The sequence below is a fragment of the Pseudomonas sp. GM84 genome, from assembly GCF_000282535.1.
GTDB lineage: Bacteria > Pseudomonadota > Gammaproteobacteria > Pseudomonadales > Pseudomonadaceae > Aquipseudomonas.
On the sequence record NZ_AKJC01000306.1, the window covers coordinates 1 to 14,617 of the forward strand.

The 14,617-nt window shown below is 62.9% G+C and carries 20 protein-coding genes; 15 read left to right on the top strand and 5 right to left on the bottom strand.

Annotated features, from left to right (window positions below; genetic code table 11):
* Positions 1-23 precede the first annotated feature (23 nt).
* Positions 24-884: a DUF6279 family lipoprotein gene (locus tag PMI38_RS21525; protein ID WP_008098771.1), complete on the bottom strand. Its 861-nt coding sequence runs from the start codon at positions 882-884 to the stop codon at positions 24-26.
* Positions 885-1,014: 130 nt separating this feature from the next.
* On the opposite strand from PMI38_RS21525, the gene PMI38_RS21530 reads away from it, so the two are divergent.
* Positions 1,015-1,851, top strand: a complete 837-nt coding sequence (locus tag PMI38_RS21530) for a CvfB family protein (RefSeq protein ID WP_008098773.1) — start codon at positions 1,015-1,017, stop codon at positions 1,849-1,851.
* Between the two features lie 2 nt (positions 1,852-1,853).
* On the opposite strand, the gene PMI38_RS21535 is transcribed toward PMI38_RS21530, so the two are convergent.
* The gene (locus PMI38_RS21535) at positions 1,854-2,234 is read right to left on the bottom strand and encodes a hypothetical protein (protein WP_008098775.1); all 381 of its coding nucleotides are present in this window, start codon (positions 2,232-2,234) and stop codon (positions 1,854-1,856) included.
* 268 nt (positions 2,235-2,502) lie between these two features.
* Positions 2,503-3,972 carry a right-handed parallel beta-helix repeat-containing protein gene (locus tag PMI38_RS21540; RefSeq protein ID WP_008098777.1) on the bottom strand — a complete coding sequence of 490 codons (1,470 nt, stop codon included), beginning with the start codon at positions 3,970-3,972 and terminating at the stop codon, positions 2,503-2,505.
* A 245-nt stretch (positions 3,973-4,217) separates the two neighbouring features.
* Here PMI38_RS21540 and PMI38_RS21545 point away from each other — a divergent pair, with 245 nt between their 5' ends.
* The 3 genes from PMI38_RS21545 to def all read left to right on the top strand — a co-directional run bounded on the left by PMI38_RS21545 (position 4,218) and on the right by def (position 6,033).
* Positions 4,218-4,397: a CsbD family protein gene (locus PMI38_RS21545; RefSeq protein WP_008098780.1), complete on the top strand. Its 180-nt coding sequence runs from the start codon at positions 4,218-4,220 to the stop codon at positions 4,395-4,397.
* 149 nt (positions 4,398-4,546) lie between these two features.
* On the top strand, positions 4,547-5,500 hold the full coding sequence (locus PMI38_RS21550; protein WP_008098781.1) for a YihY/virulence factor BrkB family protein: 954 nt from the start codon (positions 4,547-4,549) through the stop codon (positions 5,498-5,500).
* On the top strand, positions 5,497-6,033 hold the full coding sequence (gene def / locus PMI38_RS21555; RefSeq protein ID WP_008098783.1) for a peptide deformylase: 537 nt from the start codon (positions 5,497-5,499) through the stop codon (positions 6,031-6,033). Before PMI38_RS21550 ends, def begins: the two co-directional genes overlap by 4 nt.
* Here the strand turns inward: def and PMI38_RS21560 are convergent.
* Positions 5,988-6,437 (bottom strand): GNAT family N-acetyltransferase, encoded by a 450-nt coding sequence (locus PMI38_RS21560; RefSeq protein ID WP_008098786.1) that lies wholly within the window; start codon positions 6,435-6,437, stop codon positions 5,988-5,990. The genes def and PMI38_RS21560 overlap by 46 nt on opposite strands.
* 299 nt (positions 6,438-6,736) lie before the next feature.
* Between PMI38_RS21560 and PMI38_RS21565 the strand changes: the two genes are divergently transcribed.
* Positions 6,737-6,994, top strand: coding sequence for a DUF2790 domain-containing protein (locus PMI38_RS21565; RefSeq protein WP_008098787.1), 258 nt, complete (start codon positions 6,737-6,739; stop codon positions 6,992-6,994).
* A 167-nt stretch (positions 6,995-7,161) separates the two neighbouring features.
* Here PMI38_RS21565 and PMI38_RS21570 read toward each other — a convergent pair whose 3' ends face one another.
* Positions 7,162-8,508, bottom strand: coding sequence for an aminotransferase-like domain-containing protein (locus tag PMI38_RS21570; RefSeq protein WP_008098790.1), 1,347 nt, complete (start codon positions 8,506-8,508; stop codon positions 7,162-7,164).
* 91 nt (positions 8,509-8,599) lie between these two features.
* Here PMI38_RS21570 and PMI38_RS21575 point away from each other — a divergent pair, with 91 nt between their 5' ends.
* The 10 genes from PMI38_RS21575 to PMI38_RS21620 all read left to right on the top strand — a co-directional run bounded on the left by PMI38_RS21575 (position 8,600) and on the right by PMI38_RS21620 (position 14,590).
* Positions 8,600-9,565, top strand: coding sequence for a threonine dehydratase (locus PMI38_RS21575; protein ID WP_008098792.1), 966 nt, complete (start codon positions 8,600-8,602; stop codon positions 9,563-9,565).
* A 47-nt stretch (positions 9,566-9,612) separates the two neighbouring features.
* Complete coding sequence (locus PMI38_RS21580; RefSeq protein ID WP_043274060.1) at positions 9,613-9,867, top strand: type II toxin-antitoxin system HicA family toxin; 255 nt, start codon at positions 9,613-9,615, stop codon at positions 9,865-9,867.
* Complete coding sequence (locus PMI38_RS21585; protein ID WP_008098794.1) at positions 9,864-10,196, top strand: type II toxin-antitoxin system HicB family antitoxin; 333 nt, start codon at positions 9,864-9,866, stop codon at positions 10,194-10,196. Before PMI38_RS21580 ends, PMI38_RS21585 begins: the two co-directional genes overlap by 4 nt.
* A 78-nt stretch (positions 10,197-10,274) precedes the next feature.
* On the top strand, positions 10,275-10,922 hold the full coding sequence (locus PMI38_RS21590; RefSeq protein WP_008098796.1) for a LysE family translocator: 648 nt from the start codon (positions 10,275-10,277) through the stop codon (positions 10,920-10,922).
* 4 nt (positions 10,923-10,926) lie between these two features.
* Positions 10,927-11,409 carry a GyrI-like domain-containing protein gene (locus tag PMI38_RS21595; RefSeq protein WP_043274061.1) on the top strand — a complete coding sequence of 161 codons (483 nt, stop codon included), beginning with the start codon at positions 10,927-10,929 and terminating at the stop codon, positions 11,407-11,409.
* The gene (gene aac(6') / locus PMI38_RS21600) at positions 11,406-11,858 is read left to right on the top strand and encodes an aminoglycoside 6'-N-acetyltransferase (protein ID WP_050548644.1); all 453 of its coding nucleotides are present in this window, start codon (positions 11,406-11,408) and stop codon (positions 11,856-11,858) included. Before PMI38_RS21595 ends, aac(6') begins: the two co-directional genes overlap by 4 nt.
* Before the next feature lie 172 nt (positions 11,859-12,030).
* Complete coding sequence (locus tag PMI38_RS21605) at positions 12,031-12,456, top strand: YybH family protein (protein ID WP_008098800.1); 426 nt, start codon at positions 12,031-12,033, stop codon at positions 12,454-12,456.
* A 44-nt stretch (positions 12,457-12,500) separates the two neighbouring features.
* Positions 12,501-12,845, top strand: a complete 345-nt coding sequence (locus PMI38_RS21610; protein ID WP_008098803.1) for a YciI family protein — start codon at positions 12,501-12,503, stop codon at positions 12,843-12,845.
* A gap of 21 nt (positions 12,846-12,866) precedes the next feature.
* Positions 12,867-13,352: an SRPBCC family protein gene (locus PMI38_RS21615; protein WP_008098806.1), complete on the top strand. Its 486-nt coding sequence runs from the start codon at positions 12,867-12,869 to the stop codon at positions 13,350-13,352.
* On the top strand, positions 13,352-14,590 hold the full coding sequence (locus PMI38_RS21620; protein WP_008098808.1) for an RNA polymerase sigma factor: 1,239 nt from the start codon (positions 13,352-13,354) through the stop codon (positions 14,588-14,590). The genes PMI38_RS21615 and PMI38_RS21620 overlap by 1 nt, the downstream gene beginning before the upstream one ends.
* Positions 14,591-14,617 lie beyond the last annotated feature (27 nt).

Below are 14,617 nucleotides of genomic sequence, written 5' to 3' on the forward strand. Positions count from 1 at the left end.
TTGCCGGCGATAGGGCCCGCCAGTCAACCGCTCATGCACTTGAGCTCACTGAAGTCGGTTCGCACCTTGGCCAACTGATCCTGCAGGTAGCGGCGCTGCGCTGGCGTACTCTGGTGCAGCAAGTCGATGACCAGGCTGCGCGCCTGCTGCTCGCTGTTCTGGAAGGCAATACGGTACTCCGGCGTCCACAGGCTCTCCTTGCGCTGCAGCAGTTGCGCAAGGCGCGGCTCGAAGCTGGCGTCGCTGCGCTGGTTCATGGCCAATAGCAGCTGCTGCTGCCAATGGGCACGGTTGGCGATCGATTGGCGGTTCTGGTCGCCCAGCGCCTGCGACCAGCTCAGCACCCGCAGGCGCTGGGCCGCCGTGAGTTCGCCGAACCAGGGGGTCAGGCGTTTTTCCATGCGCTCGGCGCGGCGGGCAATTTGCTTGGGCAAGGGCGTATCGGAATACAGTTTCTGCCGCTCGCTGATGTCCTCACGGAAGGCTTCGCGCATCTTCGCGACCTGGGCATCGCTCATGCCGCGCAGCAGTTCGGTGGCCGAAGGGGTGATCTGTTCGGCGACGCGGCCGATCGCCTGGCGGGCCTCGGCCGTGCGCTGCTGCAGGGCCTGGTCGGTCACCTGGTCCTCGGCAACCATGTCGCGCACGCGGTCCAGCCAGTCGAGGTAACCCGGCAGTTGGGTCTGGCAATGCCAGGCCAGGTGTTGCTTGAGCCGTTCGTCGAGTAGCGTCTTCTGCTCGCGGTTCATGGCCAGGTACTCGCCCAGCGACCACGGCACCAGCCGGTCAAGGTTACGGTAGGCCAGGTCGATGCGGCTGCAGGCAACCAATACCAGGGCGAAGCCGAGGGTGACGAGCAGGGCTTTGGACAGGCGTAGAAGCATGTGCTGATCCTTGCAGGGGCTGGCCACTCGGTAGACGCAAGGGCCGTGCGACGGTTCCGCCGAATCAGCGGTGGGGCAGCGCGCGGGCTTCAGGTGTAGAATAGCCGTCTTGTCTTGAGGAACATCGGAAATGGCTCTGCTTGGGCGTTACAACAGTTTGCAAATCGTGAAACACGTGGAATTCGGCCTGTACCTGGACGGCGGCGCCGACGGCGAGATCCTGCTGCCCGGGCGCTACATCCCGAAGGACGCCGAAACCGAAATCGACGACTGGCTGAACGTGTTCATCTACCTGGACAGCGAAGACCAGCTGATCGCCACCACCGAGAAGCCCAAGGTTCAGGTCGGCGAGTTCGCCAGCCTCAAGGTCAAGGACATCAACGGTGCCGGCATCTTCCTCGACTGGGGCCTGTCCAAGGACTTGCTGATGCCGTACTCGGAGGAGGCCCGGCCGTTGAAGGTGGGTGACTACTGCGTGGTGCACGTCTATCTCGACAAGCGCACCCGCCGCATCACCGCCACCTCACGTCTGGACCGCTATCTGGACCGTACTCCGGCCGAGTACCCGGTCGGCCAGCCGGTCGAGCTGCTGGTGGCCGGGCAGACGCCCATGGGCTTCAAGGCGATCATCAACAACCGCCATTGGGGCCTGATCCACAAGAACGAAGTGTTCAAGTTCCTGCGTTCGGGGATGCACGAGAAGGGTTACATCAAGGAAGTGCGCCACGACGGCAAGATTGCCCTGAGCCTGCAGCCGGTCGGCCAGGCCCTGGCCGAAGGCCTGAATGAGCAGATCATGGCGCGCCTGGAGGCCGAGGGCGGGGTATTGCCGGTGTGCGACAAGAGCGACCCGGAAGTGATCAGCCGCATGTTCAATGTCAGCAAGGGCAACTTCAAGAAGGCGATTGGCGCGTTGTTCAAGCAAGGCCGCATCGTCATCCATGACGATCGCATCGAGCGGACCTGAAATCAGGCCTGTACGAAGGGCTTGAAGTCGAGCTGATCGCCACCCGGGCGGGTGTCGCGCAGCAGCGAGTCGCGGTCGGCGCTCAGTGCCAGGCTGATGGTCGAGCGGCGCTTGCCGGGGTTGCGCACTTCCATCTGCTCCTGATGAGCCTTGATGAAGTTGGTGGGCACCTTGAGGTGCTGCAGCTCATCGGTTTCGGGGGTGTGCAGCAGCAGGTTGACCCAGTCCGGCTGGCCTTTGCGCAGCAGTGCCACCGGCACTTCGAACCACCACAGGTTGCGTTTGCGGTCGAGGATGGCGAACAGGGAGTTGGCGCTGGTGAGTACCGGTTTGGCCAGCGCCTGGTTGCGACGGGCGATGGCGGCGGGTTTGTCGAGTTTCATGCAGGTTCCTGCGGGTTGACGCTTGATTAGGGCTGCATTGTGAGGGGTGGCGGGTAGCGGGGCAAGGTCTGCTGGCCTAATCGCCGGCAAGCCGGCTCCCACAGGTACTCCTCAGTTTTCAGAACCTGCGCTGTCCTTGTGGCTCCCACAGATACTCCACAGTTTTCAGAACCTGTGTTGTCCTTGTGGCTCCCACAGATACTCCACAGTTTTCAGAACCTGTGTTGTCCTTGTGGGAGCCGGCTTGCCGGCGATAGGGCCGGTAGCTTCAGCGACGAACCGGCAGACTCAACTCGGAAGTCGCCCCCTCGGCCGTGGTCACCGTCGCGGTAAAGCTGCGCAACCCTCCGGCATTCTGCAAAGGCTGGGCAAACCGCGCCAGGCCCTTGTCATCGCTGTTCACCAGCACTTCCCCCAGATACTGCTGCGCTTCAGTCCCCTCGGCCTCGGCATTGCCGAACACCTCGACCCGCAACAGGCTCGACGCCGGCCCTTGTACCTCGCCACGCAGCACATTGCCGTCCAGCGCCACCAGCCGTGGCGGCTGCTGATTGTGGTTGGGCAGTGGCTGGCACGGCTTGGGCTCGCCCTGGGCATCGCAGATGATCGCCTGGTCCTGCTTGGGCAGGTCCGCACCTACGCCGCGCGAACCGACGTACAACGCATGGGCCTGAGCCGGCACCCCGAAGACGATGGCGCCCGTGCGCTGATCCGCCACACACGATCCACCCGCCTCGCAGCGGCGGATATCCTGGCTGTTGCCCCAGATACGGTTGCCGCTCAAGCGCGTGGCGGTGAGGTCCGGTTCCGGGCGCAGGGCGACGCCGATGCGATTGCCGTGGATCAGGTTGCCATCGAGGATGTTGCCTTCGCCGGTCACGCTGACGCCGATCGAGTTGCCGCTGAACGTATTGGCGCCCAGGTAGTTGCGCTTGCCCCAGTTGATCTGCAAGCCATCCGAGTAGTCCTCGAAGCGGTTGCGCACCACCGTGTTGTCGTTGCCCAGCAAGATCTCGATGCCTTGTGACGGCTCGGGGTTGGCGGCAGTTGAGCGGAACAGGTTGTCGGCCACCAGGTTGAACGCCGCGCCTCGGGTCAGCTCCAGGCCGTCGCCGTTGTCGATCAGCTGGTTGCGCAGCACCTTGTTGTTGATCGTGGTGGTGGCTGTGGGGTTGCCGGCACCGTCGTCGCCGGTGAGCATGATCCCCGCACCGCCCTTGTTGGCGACGATACGGTTGTCTTCGATGACGTTGCCGCTTGCACGGTTGACCAGGATGCCGATGCAGAAATTGCGCACCTCCAGGCCGCTCAAGTGCACGCCTTGGGTATCACGCAGCACCAGTCCCGGATTGGTGGTGGTTCGCACATTGGTGCCGAACTGGCCGGGCAGGGCGCCGGGGCAGGTGCGTACACCTTGGTCCTTGATATAGCCGGAACCGTCGATGGCGATGTATTGCCCGTCGCGCGCCCAGGACTGGCCGGTGATGCGCACCGGGCCCTTGATTTCCGGCAGGGCGCGGGTCGGGCGGATGACATACGGAGCCTGGCCGACCGCGGCGATTTCGATGCGGTAATGGCCGGGGTGCTGGTTGCTGGTCTCGATGGCCCAGCGCAGGGTGCCGGGCTCGCCATCGTCGGCATAACGGTTCACCAGCAGGGTTTCACTGGCCGCTGCGGCGGCGAGTGCAGGCAAGGGCAATAGCGGTAGCAAGGCCGCGAGCAAAGGCATGAGGCGCATAGGTGCGGGTTTCCGATAATGGTTGTTCTTGTCGGTTGGCAGCCTGCTTCGGGTTGCCGTTTGCCCGCGATTCTAGGGGAGCCGGTTGGCGGGGCGAAGCGGCGCGGGGCCGATTTGGTGCGGTATTCGCCCGCAGATTCACCGCTCGGCTTGAGCGGGGCAAATTGTTTGAAACTCCTGGCGCAGGGGTTCGGTCCACCGACTGTCGACACGGTCCCCGTGTCTCCATTTGCAGGAGATTTGCCATGAGCGGCACCAAAGACAAAGCGAAAGGCTTGGCCAACGAAGCTGTAGGCAACATCAAGCAAGGAGTCGGTAAGGTCACCGACAACGAAAAGCTGCGCGCCGAAGGCAAGGCCCAGGAACTCAAGGGCGAGGCGCAGCAGATCAAGGGTAACGTCAAGGATGCGGTGAAGAAGCCTTGATGATGCACTGACTGGGCCGGCCTCTTGCTGGTAGAGGCCGGAACAGTTTCAAGCAGGCAACTTCTTCTAGTACGGTAGGGAGCAGTACATCAGTCGCGTGGTCTATTAGACTTCCCTGTTGTATTGATCAAGCGGCGAAAGGAGACGCTATGATTTTCCCCGACCTGCGCGGCCTGCCCTTGCACCGCGTGCTGGTACGCACCGTCCAGGAATTTCTCGATGACGAGATGTCCACCTATGCGTCTGCGCTGGCCTACCAGATGCTGTTTTCGCTGTTTCCGTTCCTGCTGTTCCTGATTGCCTTGATCGGCTTTTTGCACCTGCCCGACTTCTTCTCCTGGTTGCGCCTGCAATCGGAGCTGGTGCTGCCCCCCCAGGCGCTTGAGCAGGTCAATCCGGTGATCGACCAGTTGCAACAGTCCAAGGGCGGCCTGCTGTCGGTGGGTATCGTGATCGCCTTGTGGACCGCTTCTGCCGGCGTGCGCCTGATGATGAGCGCCATGAACGCCGCCTACGACGTGCCCGAAGGCCGCCCGGTATGGAAACGCATTCCGCTGTCGATCTTCTACACCGTCGGCATCGCCGGCATGTTGCTCTCGACGGCAGCACTGATGGTGCTGGGGCCGCAGGTGATGGAGTGGATTGCCGCCCAGGTCGGCATGCAAGAGGTGGTGGTGACGGTGTGGACGATCCTGCGCTGGCCGGCGATCATCATCCTGATGATGGTGGCGGTCGCGTTGATCTATTACGTGATGCCCGATGTGAAGCAGAAGTTTCGCTTCATCACGCCAGGTTCGGTGCTGGCGGTGGTGGTCTGGATCATCGCCTCGCTGGGCTTTGCCTACTACGTGAAGACCTTCGCCGACTACAACGCCATGTACGGCAGCATCGGTGCAATCATCGTGCTTTTGCTGTATTTCTACATCTCTGCGGCCGTGTTGCTTCTGGGCGCAGAAATGAATGCCGTGATCGAGCACATGTCGACCGAGGGCAAGAACCCTGGCGAGAAGGATTTCGAGGGCAGCAAGGCCAAGGAAACCATCACCGTGCTCGGCCATGAGCACCCTGTAGAGCCCCAACCGTCCGAGCCGAACCCGCGATGATCCGTGACATCCTCAAGATGGGCGACGAGCGCCTGCTGCGCGTTGCCCCTCCGGTCCCCGACCACCTGATCGGCAGTAACGAACTGCAGCAACTGATAGACGACATGTTCGAAACCATGCGGCATGTCGGTGGGGTAGGGCTGGCAGCGCCGCAGATCGGCATCGACCTGCAGCTGGTGATCTTCGGTTTCGAGCGCAGCGAGCGTTACCCGGATGCCGAGCCGGTACCGCAGACCATCCTGATCAACCCGGTGATCACGCCGTTGTCGACCGAGATCGAGGACGGCTGGGAGGGCTGCCTGTCAGTCCCGGGTCTGCGCGGTGTGGTACCCCGCTACAAACACATCAGTTATGCGGGCATCGACCCGCAGGGCCAACCGATCAATCGCTTTGCCGATGGCTTTCACGCGCGGGTGGTGCAGCATGAGTGCGATCACCTGATCGGGCGGCTTTACCCGTCGCGCATCCAGGATTTCAGCAAGTTCGGCTACACCGAGGTGCTGTTCCCCGGGCTGGACGCCAGCGACGACTGAGCACGCACCAGGGCGACCAGCGGCTTGCTGCGTTGGTAGCGTGAAAGTCGGCTTGCCAAGGCTTGCGGGAGCGCGGCGGCGTGTTCGAAGCCAAGGCGCTCATACAGCGCGACAAGCTCGGGATGACAGAACAGCCAGGTGCTGCCCTGCGTCTGGGCCAACGCGGCGTTGACCAGTTGCCCGGCCACCCCCTGGCCCCGCAGCTGCGGGGCAACGAACAGACCGGTAAGCCAATGACCGTCGTCGACGGGCCTGAGACTCAGGCCTGCAACGATGCCCGAGGCGCGCGCCACCCAAAGTTGCCCTTCATTGTCTGCACGCATGCGCGAGCCCTGCTGGCGGTAGAAATGGTCGAGCAGGCGGCGTTCGGCGCCAATCAGTTGTGTGCAGTCTAGCGAAATCATGGGTTTTCCAGTAAAAAAGCAATGCGACAAGGGCGTGCGTGAACCCGTGGCAGAGGCTCTGGGGCGGTATTTTCAGGCGTTTTTTGTTGCAGATTGTTGCAAATCACACAAGGGTGAATGTCCGACGTCGGGGTTCAACTATTCCTATCCGGGAGTAGAATTTTACTCATCCCCCCTGGCAGTACGACACAGCGGGATCGGTACTTCGTGTCATCTTCGCAGTCGATGACAACTTCTCCGCGCCAATGACGGCACATGAAGTCAATCGATCAGCTTGATTGCTTTTAAGGCCAAACACCATGAAACCATTACTGATTCTTGCACTGGTCGGTATGTCTTCGTTCGCCCTGGCGGATGAGGCCAAGCCTGTCTCCACCGAGCCTGTGGCCCAGCAGTACGACTACTCCATGAACCTGGACATCAAACGGGTGATCAACTTGTCGACGATCCCCAATGTCTGCGAAGTGGTGCCTGCGACCATGACCTATGAAGACCATCAAGGCCAAGTGCACACCATTCAGTACCGGGCCATGGGCGAGGGCTGCCAGCAAGGTTGATCCGAAAATCCCAACGCTGACGCAAATCCCTGTGGGAGCCGGCTTGCCGGCGATGAGGCCGGAGCAGGCAGAAGACTTTCGTCTTGAGTAGCCTGTTCCGGCCCTATCGCCGGCAAGCCGGCTCCCACAGGGGGCAGCGCTGTTTCCAATGTCTGCTTCAGGCTGTTTTACCCGCCTGCCAACACCTGTCGCACCACTTCCAACCCCCGCTTCAGCCCGGCCCGGCTTGTCGCCGCCGACAAGCTGATACGCACCGCCTGTACCTCGCTCGCGCCAATCGCGAAGACACTCGCCGGCACCACCTCCACGCCTTGCGCCCGGCACTGCGCCACCACCCTGTCAGCTCCCCGCGAAGCCGCTACCCACACATGCGGTGAGGGCTCGCTGGCGTTGTGCAACGTCTCTCCCAGCAACTGGCGCGCGAGGCGCCAGCGCACGGCGACCTCCCTGCGCTGCCAGGCCAGCCGCCGCGCCGCCGTGCCGTCTTCGATCCACTGGCAGGCGATGTGCAGGTTCAGTGGCGACACGGGCCAATGGCTGGCACCCGCATGCGGATCGACCTGCTCCAGCAGCTCCGGGCTGGCCACGATCCACCCCAGACGCAACCCGGCGGCCACGGTCTTGGACAGGCTGCTGATCAGAATGCCGTGCTCACCCAGCAGCGGATAGAGCGGGGCATGGTCGCTGAGTGCGCCGTATACATCATCCTCGATCACCAGCAGTCCCAGGCGTCTGACCACCTCGGCGATGGCCTGGCGGCGTGCGTTGCCCATGCAGGCACCGGTGGGATTGTGCAGGGCAGGGGTCGTCACCAGCACCCGTGCGCCACTGGCCCGGGCAACCCGGTCCAGCTCCTGCGGCAGCAGCCCCTGGGCATCGAGCGCGACCCCGTGTACCGGCAGGCGCAGTTGCCGGCACGCTGCCTTGATGCCGGGCGCGGTCAGGGCTTCGAGCAGCACCGGCTCACCGGCCTGGCAGAACGACTGCAGCAGCAGGGTCAGGGCCTGCTGGGCGCCGCCGCAAGGTAGTAACTGCTCCGCCGACAGGGCCAGGCCGCGATTGCTCAGCCAGCGAGCACCCTGGAGGCGGCCCAGCAACAGTTGCTGCGGGCCAAGGTAATGATCGAGCAACTGCGTCTGCCCTTGAGCCAGCAAGGTTTGCAGGCTTGTCTGCAGGTCCTGGTTGGCAGGGTCGGCTACCGGCACGTTGGTCGACAGGTCGATCAGCGCGCCCTGGCTGTCGTGCTGCTTGAGGCGAAACAGCGTGGCTTCTCGGCTGCCCGCCAGTACATAGGTGCCGCGCCCGACTTCGCCCGCCACCAGGTGTCGGGCGGCCGCTTCACGGTAGGCCTGCTGGGTGGTGCTGGGGTTGAGCCCCAGCTTCCAGGCCAGGCGGCGCTGGGGTGGCAGGCGCTCACCGACCTTGAGCGTGCCGGCTTCGATGGCGCTGGCGATGGCGTCGACCAGTGCCAGGTAGCGGGGCTGGCCATCATCGGCCAGTTGAGGCATCCACATGAAATTGCCGCCCATGCAATATAAGGATTTACCCATACAATGCCCGGCGCCTAGGATCGGTTCAACCTCGTACCGATAAAGGATGACCGCCATGTTCGACCTTGCCGCCCTGCGTGAAGCCGCCGCCTTCGTCCACCAGCATGTCCCCGCTACCCCACAGTACCGTTGGCCGTTGCTGGCCGAGCGGTTGGGCTGCGAGGTCTGGGTCAAGCACGAGAACCACGCGCCGACAGGGGCGTTCAAGGTGCGTGGCGGCCTGGTCTACGTGCGCTCGCTGCTGGCCGCTGGCGAGCCGCCCCGCGGGCTGGTCACCGCCACCCGTGGCAACCACGGCCAGAGCATGGCCCTGGCCGCGCGCCAGGCGGGTGTGCCGCTGGTGATCGTGGTGCCCGAAGGCAATTCGAAAGAGAAGAACGCCGCCATGCGCGCACTCGGCGCCGAGTTGGTCGAGCACGGCGTGGACTTCGATGTGGCCCGCGAGGAGGCTGCTCGACTGGCCGAGGCCCTGGGCTATGACATGGTCCCGTCGTTCCACCCGGAACTGGTGCGTGGCGTGGCCACCTATGCCCTGGAGCTGTTCGAAGCCGTGCAGGCGCTGGACTGCGTCTACGTGCCGATCGGCATGGGATCGGGCATCTGCGGGCTGATCCAGGCGCGCAACCTGCTGGGGTTGAAGACCGAGATCGTAGGGGTGGTTTCCAGCGCGGCCGATGCCTACGCGCAAAGTTTCGAGCAAGGGCGCATCGTCACCACCGCCAGCGCCGAGACTTTCGCCGATGGCATGGCCTGCCGCGTGCCGCACCCTGATGCGTTTGCCCTGGTTCGCCAGCATGCTGCGCGGATCGTGCGGGTCACCGACGGCGAAATCGCCGAGGCCATGCGGCTCTACCACGAGGCCACCCACAACACCGCCGAAGGTGCGGGAGCTGCCGCGCTGGCGGCGTTGATGCAAGAGCGCGAAAGCCAGCGGGGCAAACGGGTGGCGGTGGTGCTGAGCGGGGCCAACGTGGACCGTGCACGCTATGCGCAGGTGCTGGCGGGGGACGAAAAATCCTGAATGAATATTAAGGAAAAAGTGCTATCTTATTTTGATAGCATTTTTCCATGAACACTCGATACCGAAAGATTTTCGATGCCATCCACCGGACGCCAACCACGTCGTCATTGGCCTTTTCCGAGATCGAAGCGCTGGTGCTTCACCTCGGCGGCGAGGTGCTGGAGCGGCAAGGGTCCAGGGTCAAGCTGATGCTTGGCGGCCAGTGCTGGAGATGTCATCGCCCCCATCCAGGCAAGGAAGCCAGGCGGTATCAGATTGAAGAAGCCCGCGAATTCCTGTTGCGGGCAGGAGTCAGCCTATGAGTTGCATGCGCTACAAGGGCTATGCCGCCCGAATCGAATACGATGAGCGTGACGATATTTTCGTCGGCCGCGTGCTTGGCATGCGCGACATCATCAGCTTTCACGCAAGCTCTGTCCCCGAGCTTCATGAAGCCTTCCGTGAAGCATTGGAGGACTATCTGGCCGACTGCGCCGAACAAGGTATCACCCCTGAAAAGCCCGCATCGGGCAAGGTCATGCTGCGTATCCGGCCAGAGGTGCATGCAGCTGCCAGCATCGCCGCTCGTGCTGCCGGCAAGAGCTTGAACCAGTGGGCGGATGAGGTGTTCGAACAGGCGGCTTTCGCCTGACCGAACACCTCGCTTCCCATCCCCACTTCACTCGTGGCAGGCTCTACCGCGCCTAATTGGTCAGCCACCGAGTATTCAATGCCATTCTCCAACGGTTTTCTCCTCAGCCTGTCCCTGTGCCTCGATATCGGTATCGCCAACATCGCGATGATCACCCTGGCCATGCAGCGTGGCTTCCTTCAAGGGTTCTGGCTCGGCCTGGGCACTTGTGTCGGCGACCTGGTCTATGCGATTGCGGCGCTTGCCGGCATGACCGTGCTGTTGCAGTTCGAAAGCGTGCGCTGGACGTTGTGGCTGGGTGGCTCGGCGTTACTGGTCTGGTTCGCACTGAAGATGCTGATGGCTGCCTGGCGCGGTGGGCATATGGAGGCGCGGGCAGAGGTGGTGATGGAGTCGGGATGGCGCGAGTTCCTGCGCGGTATCTTCCTGGCCATGTCGTCGCCCAGCGCCATTCTGTGGTTCGCCGCGGTAGGGGGCGTACTGATTTCCCGCTCCGGCGGCGGCAGTTTGCTGGATGCGGGATTGTTTCTTGGCGGCTTCTTCGCTGCCGGGCTGGTCTGGTGCATGAGCCTGTGCGGCATTGCCAGCCATGGGGGGCGATTGCTGGGTGATCGGCTGCTGACCTGGTCGTACCTGCTGTCGGCGGCGATTTTTTGCTACTTCGCGGTGTATGTCATCGTTTCGGGCTACCGTGAATTCATTCTTGCTACCCCAGCCATCCCTTGAGGCAATGGAAATGACTCTGGAGCCGATACACCCTGCGCGTTATGAAGATGGCCGCTCGCCGACCCTGGCAGGTTTCGCCGAGCGTTTCAGCATGAGTGACCTGGGCGGCCTGCCGCTGTTGTGGCAACGCTTCGCGCCGCACATCGGCCATGTGCCCGGGCAGCACGGGCATGACAGCTACGGCGTTTGCTACAACCCTGACCAGCAGGGCGGTTTCGACTATCTGGCGGGCGTTGAGGTGAGTGCTACCGAGTCGTTACCTGAAGGCTTCAGCAAGCTGAGGTTGGCCCCGCAGCATTACGCGGTGTTCGAGCATCGGGGTAGCCTGCAGGGCCTGAAGGCGACCTTCGACGGCATCTTCCAGTGGTTGCCGCAATCGGGCGAGCAGCAGGCCGATGCGGCGTTGTTCGAGCGTTATCCCGCAGGTTTCGATCCCGCAGACCCGAATGCCGTGATGGAAATCTGGATTCCTTTGGTGCGCTCATGATCCAAGTGTGTGAAGAGCCGAAAACAGCGGGTTGGCTGGAACTGCGCAGTGCATTATGGCCAAACTGTTCAGTTGATGAACATTTGACTGAAATGGCGGATATCGCCCGCAATGAACAGAGCTTGGTAGCTTTCCTTGCACTGGATGAGCTAGGCAGGGCGAGGGGATTGGCCGAGGCTTCAGTGCGGCATGATTACGTCAATGGGACTACGACTTCTCCAGTTGCATTTCTCGAAGGCATTTACGTCATACCGTCTGCCCGTGGCCAAGGAGTAGCCCGGCAACTGATCGCCGCAGTGGAGCAGTGGGCTGCTGATAAAGGTTGCGAGGAGTTGGCTTCCGATGCAGCTTTGGACAATCACAACAGCCATCTGATGCATACTGCTCTTGGATTTACCGAGACCGAGCGTGTCGTCTATTTCCTCAAGTCCTTACCAGTATCTGGCTGACGTTTTTGGTGAGGTCGGGTCCATCGCTTACTCGCCCGCTCCCACAGATTTAGGCTACAAAACCGAGATTAATTTTCTCGGCCTGTCGATATCCCCGGCTACCGTTCGATTATGAGATGAAAGCGCAGGCCCCCTGTGCAAACACACTCATGAAAGTCCGGAGGTCCCACCGATGAACGCAGCAGCCGAATCCGAAATCCGCCAACTGATCGATCGCTGGATGCAGGCCGTGCGCGACCGTGACATCCCAAACATCGTCGCCCCCTACGCCGACGATATCGTCGCCTTCGATGCCATCAAGGAACTGCAATTCAAGGGCAAGGCCGTGTACCAGGCGCATTGGGAAATGTGCATGGGCCTTTGCACAGGCCCTATGGTCTTCGAGCTGGCCGAGCTCACCGTGCATGCCGATGGCGACCTGGGCCTGGCCCACTGGCTCAACCGCTGTGGCCCGTCAGACGATGAAAGCCAGTGCGGCTTCATGCGCGCCACCGTGGGCTATCGCAAGGTAGGCGGCCAGTGGCAGGTGATCCACGAACACTGGTCGGCACCGTTCGACATGGAAACCCAGAAAGCACTGTTCGATCTCAAGCCCTGAGCCGCTATCGCCAAACGCACTTTGCCGATGCCCTGGAGACGACCATGAAATACCTGTGCCTGGTCTATTGTGACGAAGGGCTGCTGCACAGCCTGCCCGACAGCCCGGAAGATGCCGAATGCATGGCCTACGCCGAAGCGCTGCACGGCTCCGGGCGCATGCTTGCAGCCGAGGCGCTCAAGCCTGTGCAGACCGCCACCACGGTGCGCATGCGCGCAGGGCGCATGAGCCTGACCGATGGTCCGTTCGCGGAAACCAAAGAACAACTGGCGGGCTTTTACCTGGTCGATGCCCGCGATCTCAACGAGGCGCTCAACATCGCCAAGGGCATCCCCGCTGCGCGGGTCGGCAGCGTTGAAGTACGGCCAGTGCGCGAATTGCAGCCCTGACAGCCACGGAGAACAACCAGCATGAGCCTTGCCCAGCCTGCGCAAGCGCAGCACGAATTGTCCATCAGCCGCCTGATCGATGCGCCGCCGGCCAAGGTGTTCCGTGCCTGGACCGAGCCCGAATGGCTGATGCAGTGGTGGGGGCCGCATGGCATGACGACCCCGGAATGCGAGATGCAGCTGTGGGTCGGCGGCCTCTTGCGTACCTTGATGCGCGCGCCAGATGGCACCGAGTACCCAACCCAGGGCGTGTTCCTGGAAATCGCCGCGCCACGTCGACTGGTATTCACCGACGCGTTCGGCCCGGGCTGGGTGCCTTCGGACAAAGCCTTCATGACGGCGGTCATCACCTTTGACGAGGAACAGGGCAAGACCCGTTACACCGCCCGTGCCTGGCACTGGAGCGCCGCCGACAGCCGGGCCCATGAAGAAATGGGCTTCTACCAGGGCTGGGGAGAAAGCCTGGACCGCCTGGTGGAGGTAGTAACCCAGCGGATGCCGGACTGATGGCGCAGGTGAGCGCGGTACGTGCTGAAGTCGAAGCGGTGTACCGCCGCGACTCGCGCCGCATTCTCGCGACGCTGATCCGTTTGCTGGGCGATTTCGACCTGGCCGAGGAGGCCCTGCACGATGCCTTCTTCATTGCCGTGGAGCGTTGGCAGCGCGATGGCATCCCGGACAATCCGCGCGCCTGGCTGGTGTCGGCCGGCCGCTTCAAGGCCATCGACGCGCTGCGCCGGCGCGCACGGTTCGACCGCTCCCAGGCAGACCTGATCATGCTCATCGAGGGCCAGGGCCAAGACCCCAGCGAGGAGGAATTGCTCGCCGACGACCGCCTGCGGCTGATCTTCACCTGCTGCCACCCGGCCTTGGCCGCCGATGCCCAGGTGCCGTTGACCCTGCGTGAAGTCTGCGACCTGACCACCGAGCAGATTGCCCGGGCGTTTCTGCAGAGCCCGGCGACCATCGCCCAACGCATCGTGCGTGCCAAGGCCAAGATCCGCGATGCGTGCATTCCTTACCAGGTGCCGGAGCTGCACGAGCTGCCGGAGCGGCTGGAGAGTGTGTTGCGCGTGATCTACCTGGTGTTCAACGAGGGTTACTCGGCGTCATCCGGCGAAGGGCTGCTGCAGCAGGAACTGAGCGATGAGGCGATTCGCCTCGGACGTTTGCTGGTGCAGCTGTTGCCGGACCCGGAGGCCGTCGGCCTGCTGGCGCTGATGCTGTTGCAGGCATCGCGGCAGCGGGCGCGCAGTGATGCCGAGGGCAACCTGGTGCTGCTCGACCAGCAGGATCGCAGCCTTTGGGACCGCGAACAGATCCGCGAAGGTTGCGAGCTGGTGCGGCTGGCGTTGCGCAGCCGAGCGTTCGGGGCCTATACCGTGCAGGCGGCGATCGCTGCAGTGCATGCCGAGGCATCGAGCGCCGATGAAACGGACTGGGTGGAGATCGTCGGGCTTTACGATGTGCTGCAGCAGCATTGGCCTTCACCCGTGGTGGCGCTTAATCGGGCCGTGGCACTGGCCCAGCGGGATGGGCCGCAGGTGGGGTTGCGTGAGGTCGAGGCGATTTTGCGGGCTGGGGACTTGCTTGAGTATCACCTGGCGCATGCGGCGCGGGCCGAGCTGCACCAGCAACTGGGCAATGTCGAAGAGGCCAGGGCGGCCTGGCGGCGGGCGCTGGAGCTGACCCGGCAGGCGCCGGAGCGGCGGCATATCGAACAGCGGTTACAGGCGTTGGGGTGAGGTGGCAGTACCGGCCCTATCGCCGGC

What these genes read in the sequence shown, in the direction of transcription:
- PMI38_RS21550 (WP_008098781.1), top strand. Translation starts at nt 4,547, where the DNA reads ATGATTTTCCCCGACCTGCGCGGCCTGCCCTTGCACCGCGTGCTGGTA.
- PMI38_RS21525 (WP_008098771.1), bottom strand. Translation starts at nt 884, where the DNA reads ATGCTTCTACGCCTGTCCAAAGCCCTGCTCGTCACCCTCGGCTTCGCC.
- def (WP_008098783.1), top strand. Translation starts at nt 5,497, where the DNA reads ATGATCCGTGACATCCTCAAGATGGGCGACGAGCGCCTGCTGCGCGTT.
- PMI38_RS21590 (WP_008098796.1), top strand. Translation starts at nt 10,275, where the DNA reads ATGCCATTCTCCAACGGTTTTCTCCTCAGCCTGTCCCTGTGCCTCGAT.
- PMI38_RS21585 (WP_008098794.1), top strand. Translation starts at nt 9,864, where the DNA reads ATGAGTTGCATGCGCTACAAGGGCTATGCCGCCCGAATCGAATACGAT.
- PMI38_RS21605 (WP_008098800.1), top strand. Translation starts at nt 12,031, where the DNA reads ATGAACGCAGCAGCCGAATCCGAAATCCGCCAACTGATCGATCGCTGG.
- PMI38_RS21615 (WP_008098806.1), top strand. Translation starts at nt 12,867, where the DNA reads ATGAGCCTTGCCCAGCCTGCGCAAGCGCAGCACGAATTGTCCATCAGC.
- PMI38_RS21535 (WP_008098775.1), bottom strand. Translation starts at nt 2,234, where the DNA reads ATGAAACTCGACAAACCCGCCGCCATCGCCCGTCGCAACCAGGCGCTG.
- PMI38_RS21570 (WP_008098790.1), bottom strand. Translation starts at nt 8,508, where the DNA reads ATGTGGATGCCTCAACTGGCCGATGATGGCCAGCCCCGCTACCTGGCA.
- PMI38_RS21580 (WP_043274060.1), top strand. Translation starts at nt 9,613, where the DNA reads ATGAACACTCGATACCGAAAGATTTTCGATGCCATCCACCGGACGCCA.
- PMI38_RS21565 (WP_008098787.1), top strand. Translation starts at nt 6,737, where the DNA reads ATGAAACCATTACTGATTCTTGCACTGGTCGGTATGTCTTCGTTCGCC.
- PMI38_RS21560 (WP_008098786.1), bottom strand. Translation starts at nt 6,437, where the DNA reads ATGATTTCGCTAGACTGCACACAACTGATTGGCGCCGAACGCCGCCTG.
- PMI38_RS21545 (WP_008098780.1), top strand. Translation starts at nt 4,218, where the DNA reads ATGAGCGGCACCAAAGACAAAGCGAAAGGCTTGGCCAACGAAGCTGTA.
- PMI38_RS21595 (WP_043274061.1), top strand. Translation starts at nt 10,927, where the DNA reads ATGGAAATGACTCTGGAGCCGATACACCCTGCGCGTTATGAAGATGGC.
- PMI38_RS21610 (WP_008098803.1), top strand. Translation starts at nt 12,501, where the DNA reads ATGAAATACCTGTGCCTGGTCTATTGTGACGAAGGGCTGCTGCACAGC.
- PMI38_RS21530 (WP_008098773.1), top strand. Translation starts at nt 1,015, where the DNA reads ATGGCTCTGCTTGGGCGTTACAACAGTTTGCAAATCGTGAAACACGTG.
- PMI38_RS21620 (WP_008098808.1), top strand. Translation starts at nt 13,352, where the DNA reads ATGGCGCAGGTGAGCGCGGTACGTGCTGAAGTCGAAGCGGTGTACCGC.
- PMI38_RS21540 (WP_008098777.1), bottom strand. Translation starts at nt 3,972, where the DNA reads ATGCGCCTCATGCCTTTGCTCGCGGCCTTGCTACCGCTATTGCCCTTG.
- PMI38_RS21575 (WP_008098792.1), top strand. Translation starts at nt 8,600, where the DNA reads ATGTTCGACCTTGCCGCCCTGCGTGAAGCCGCCGCCTTCGTCCACCAG.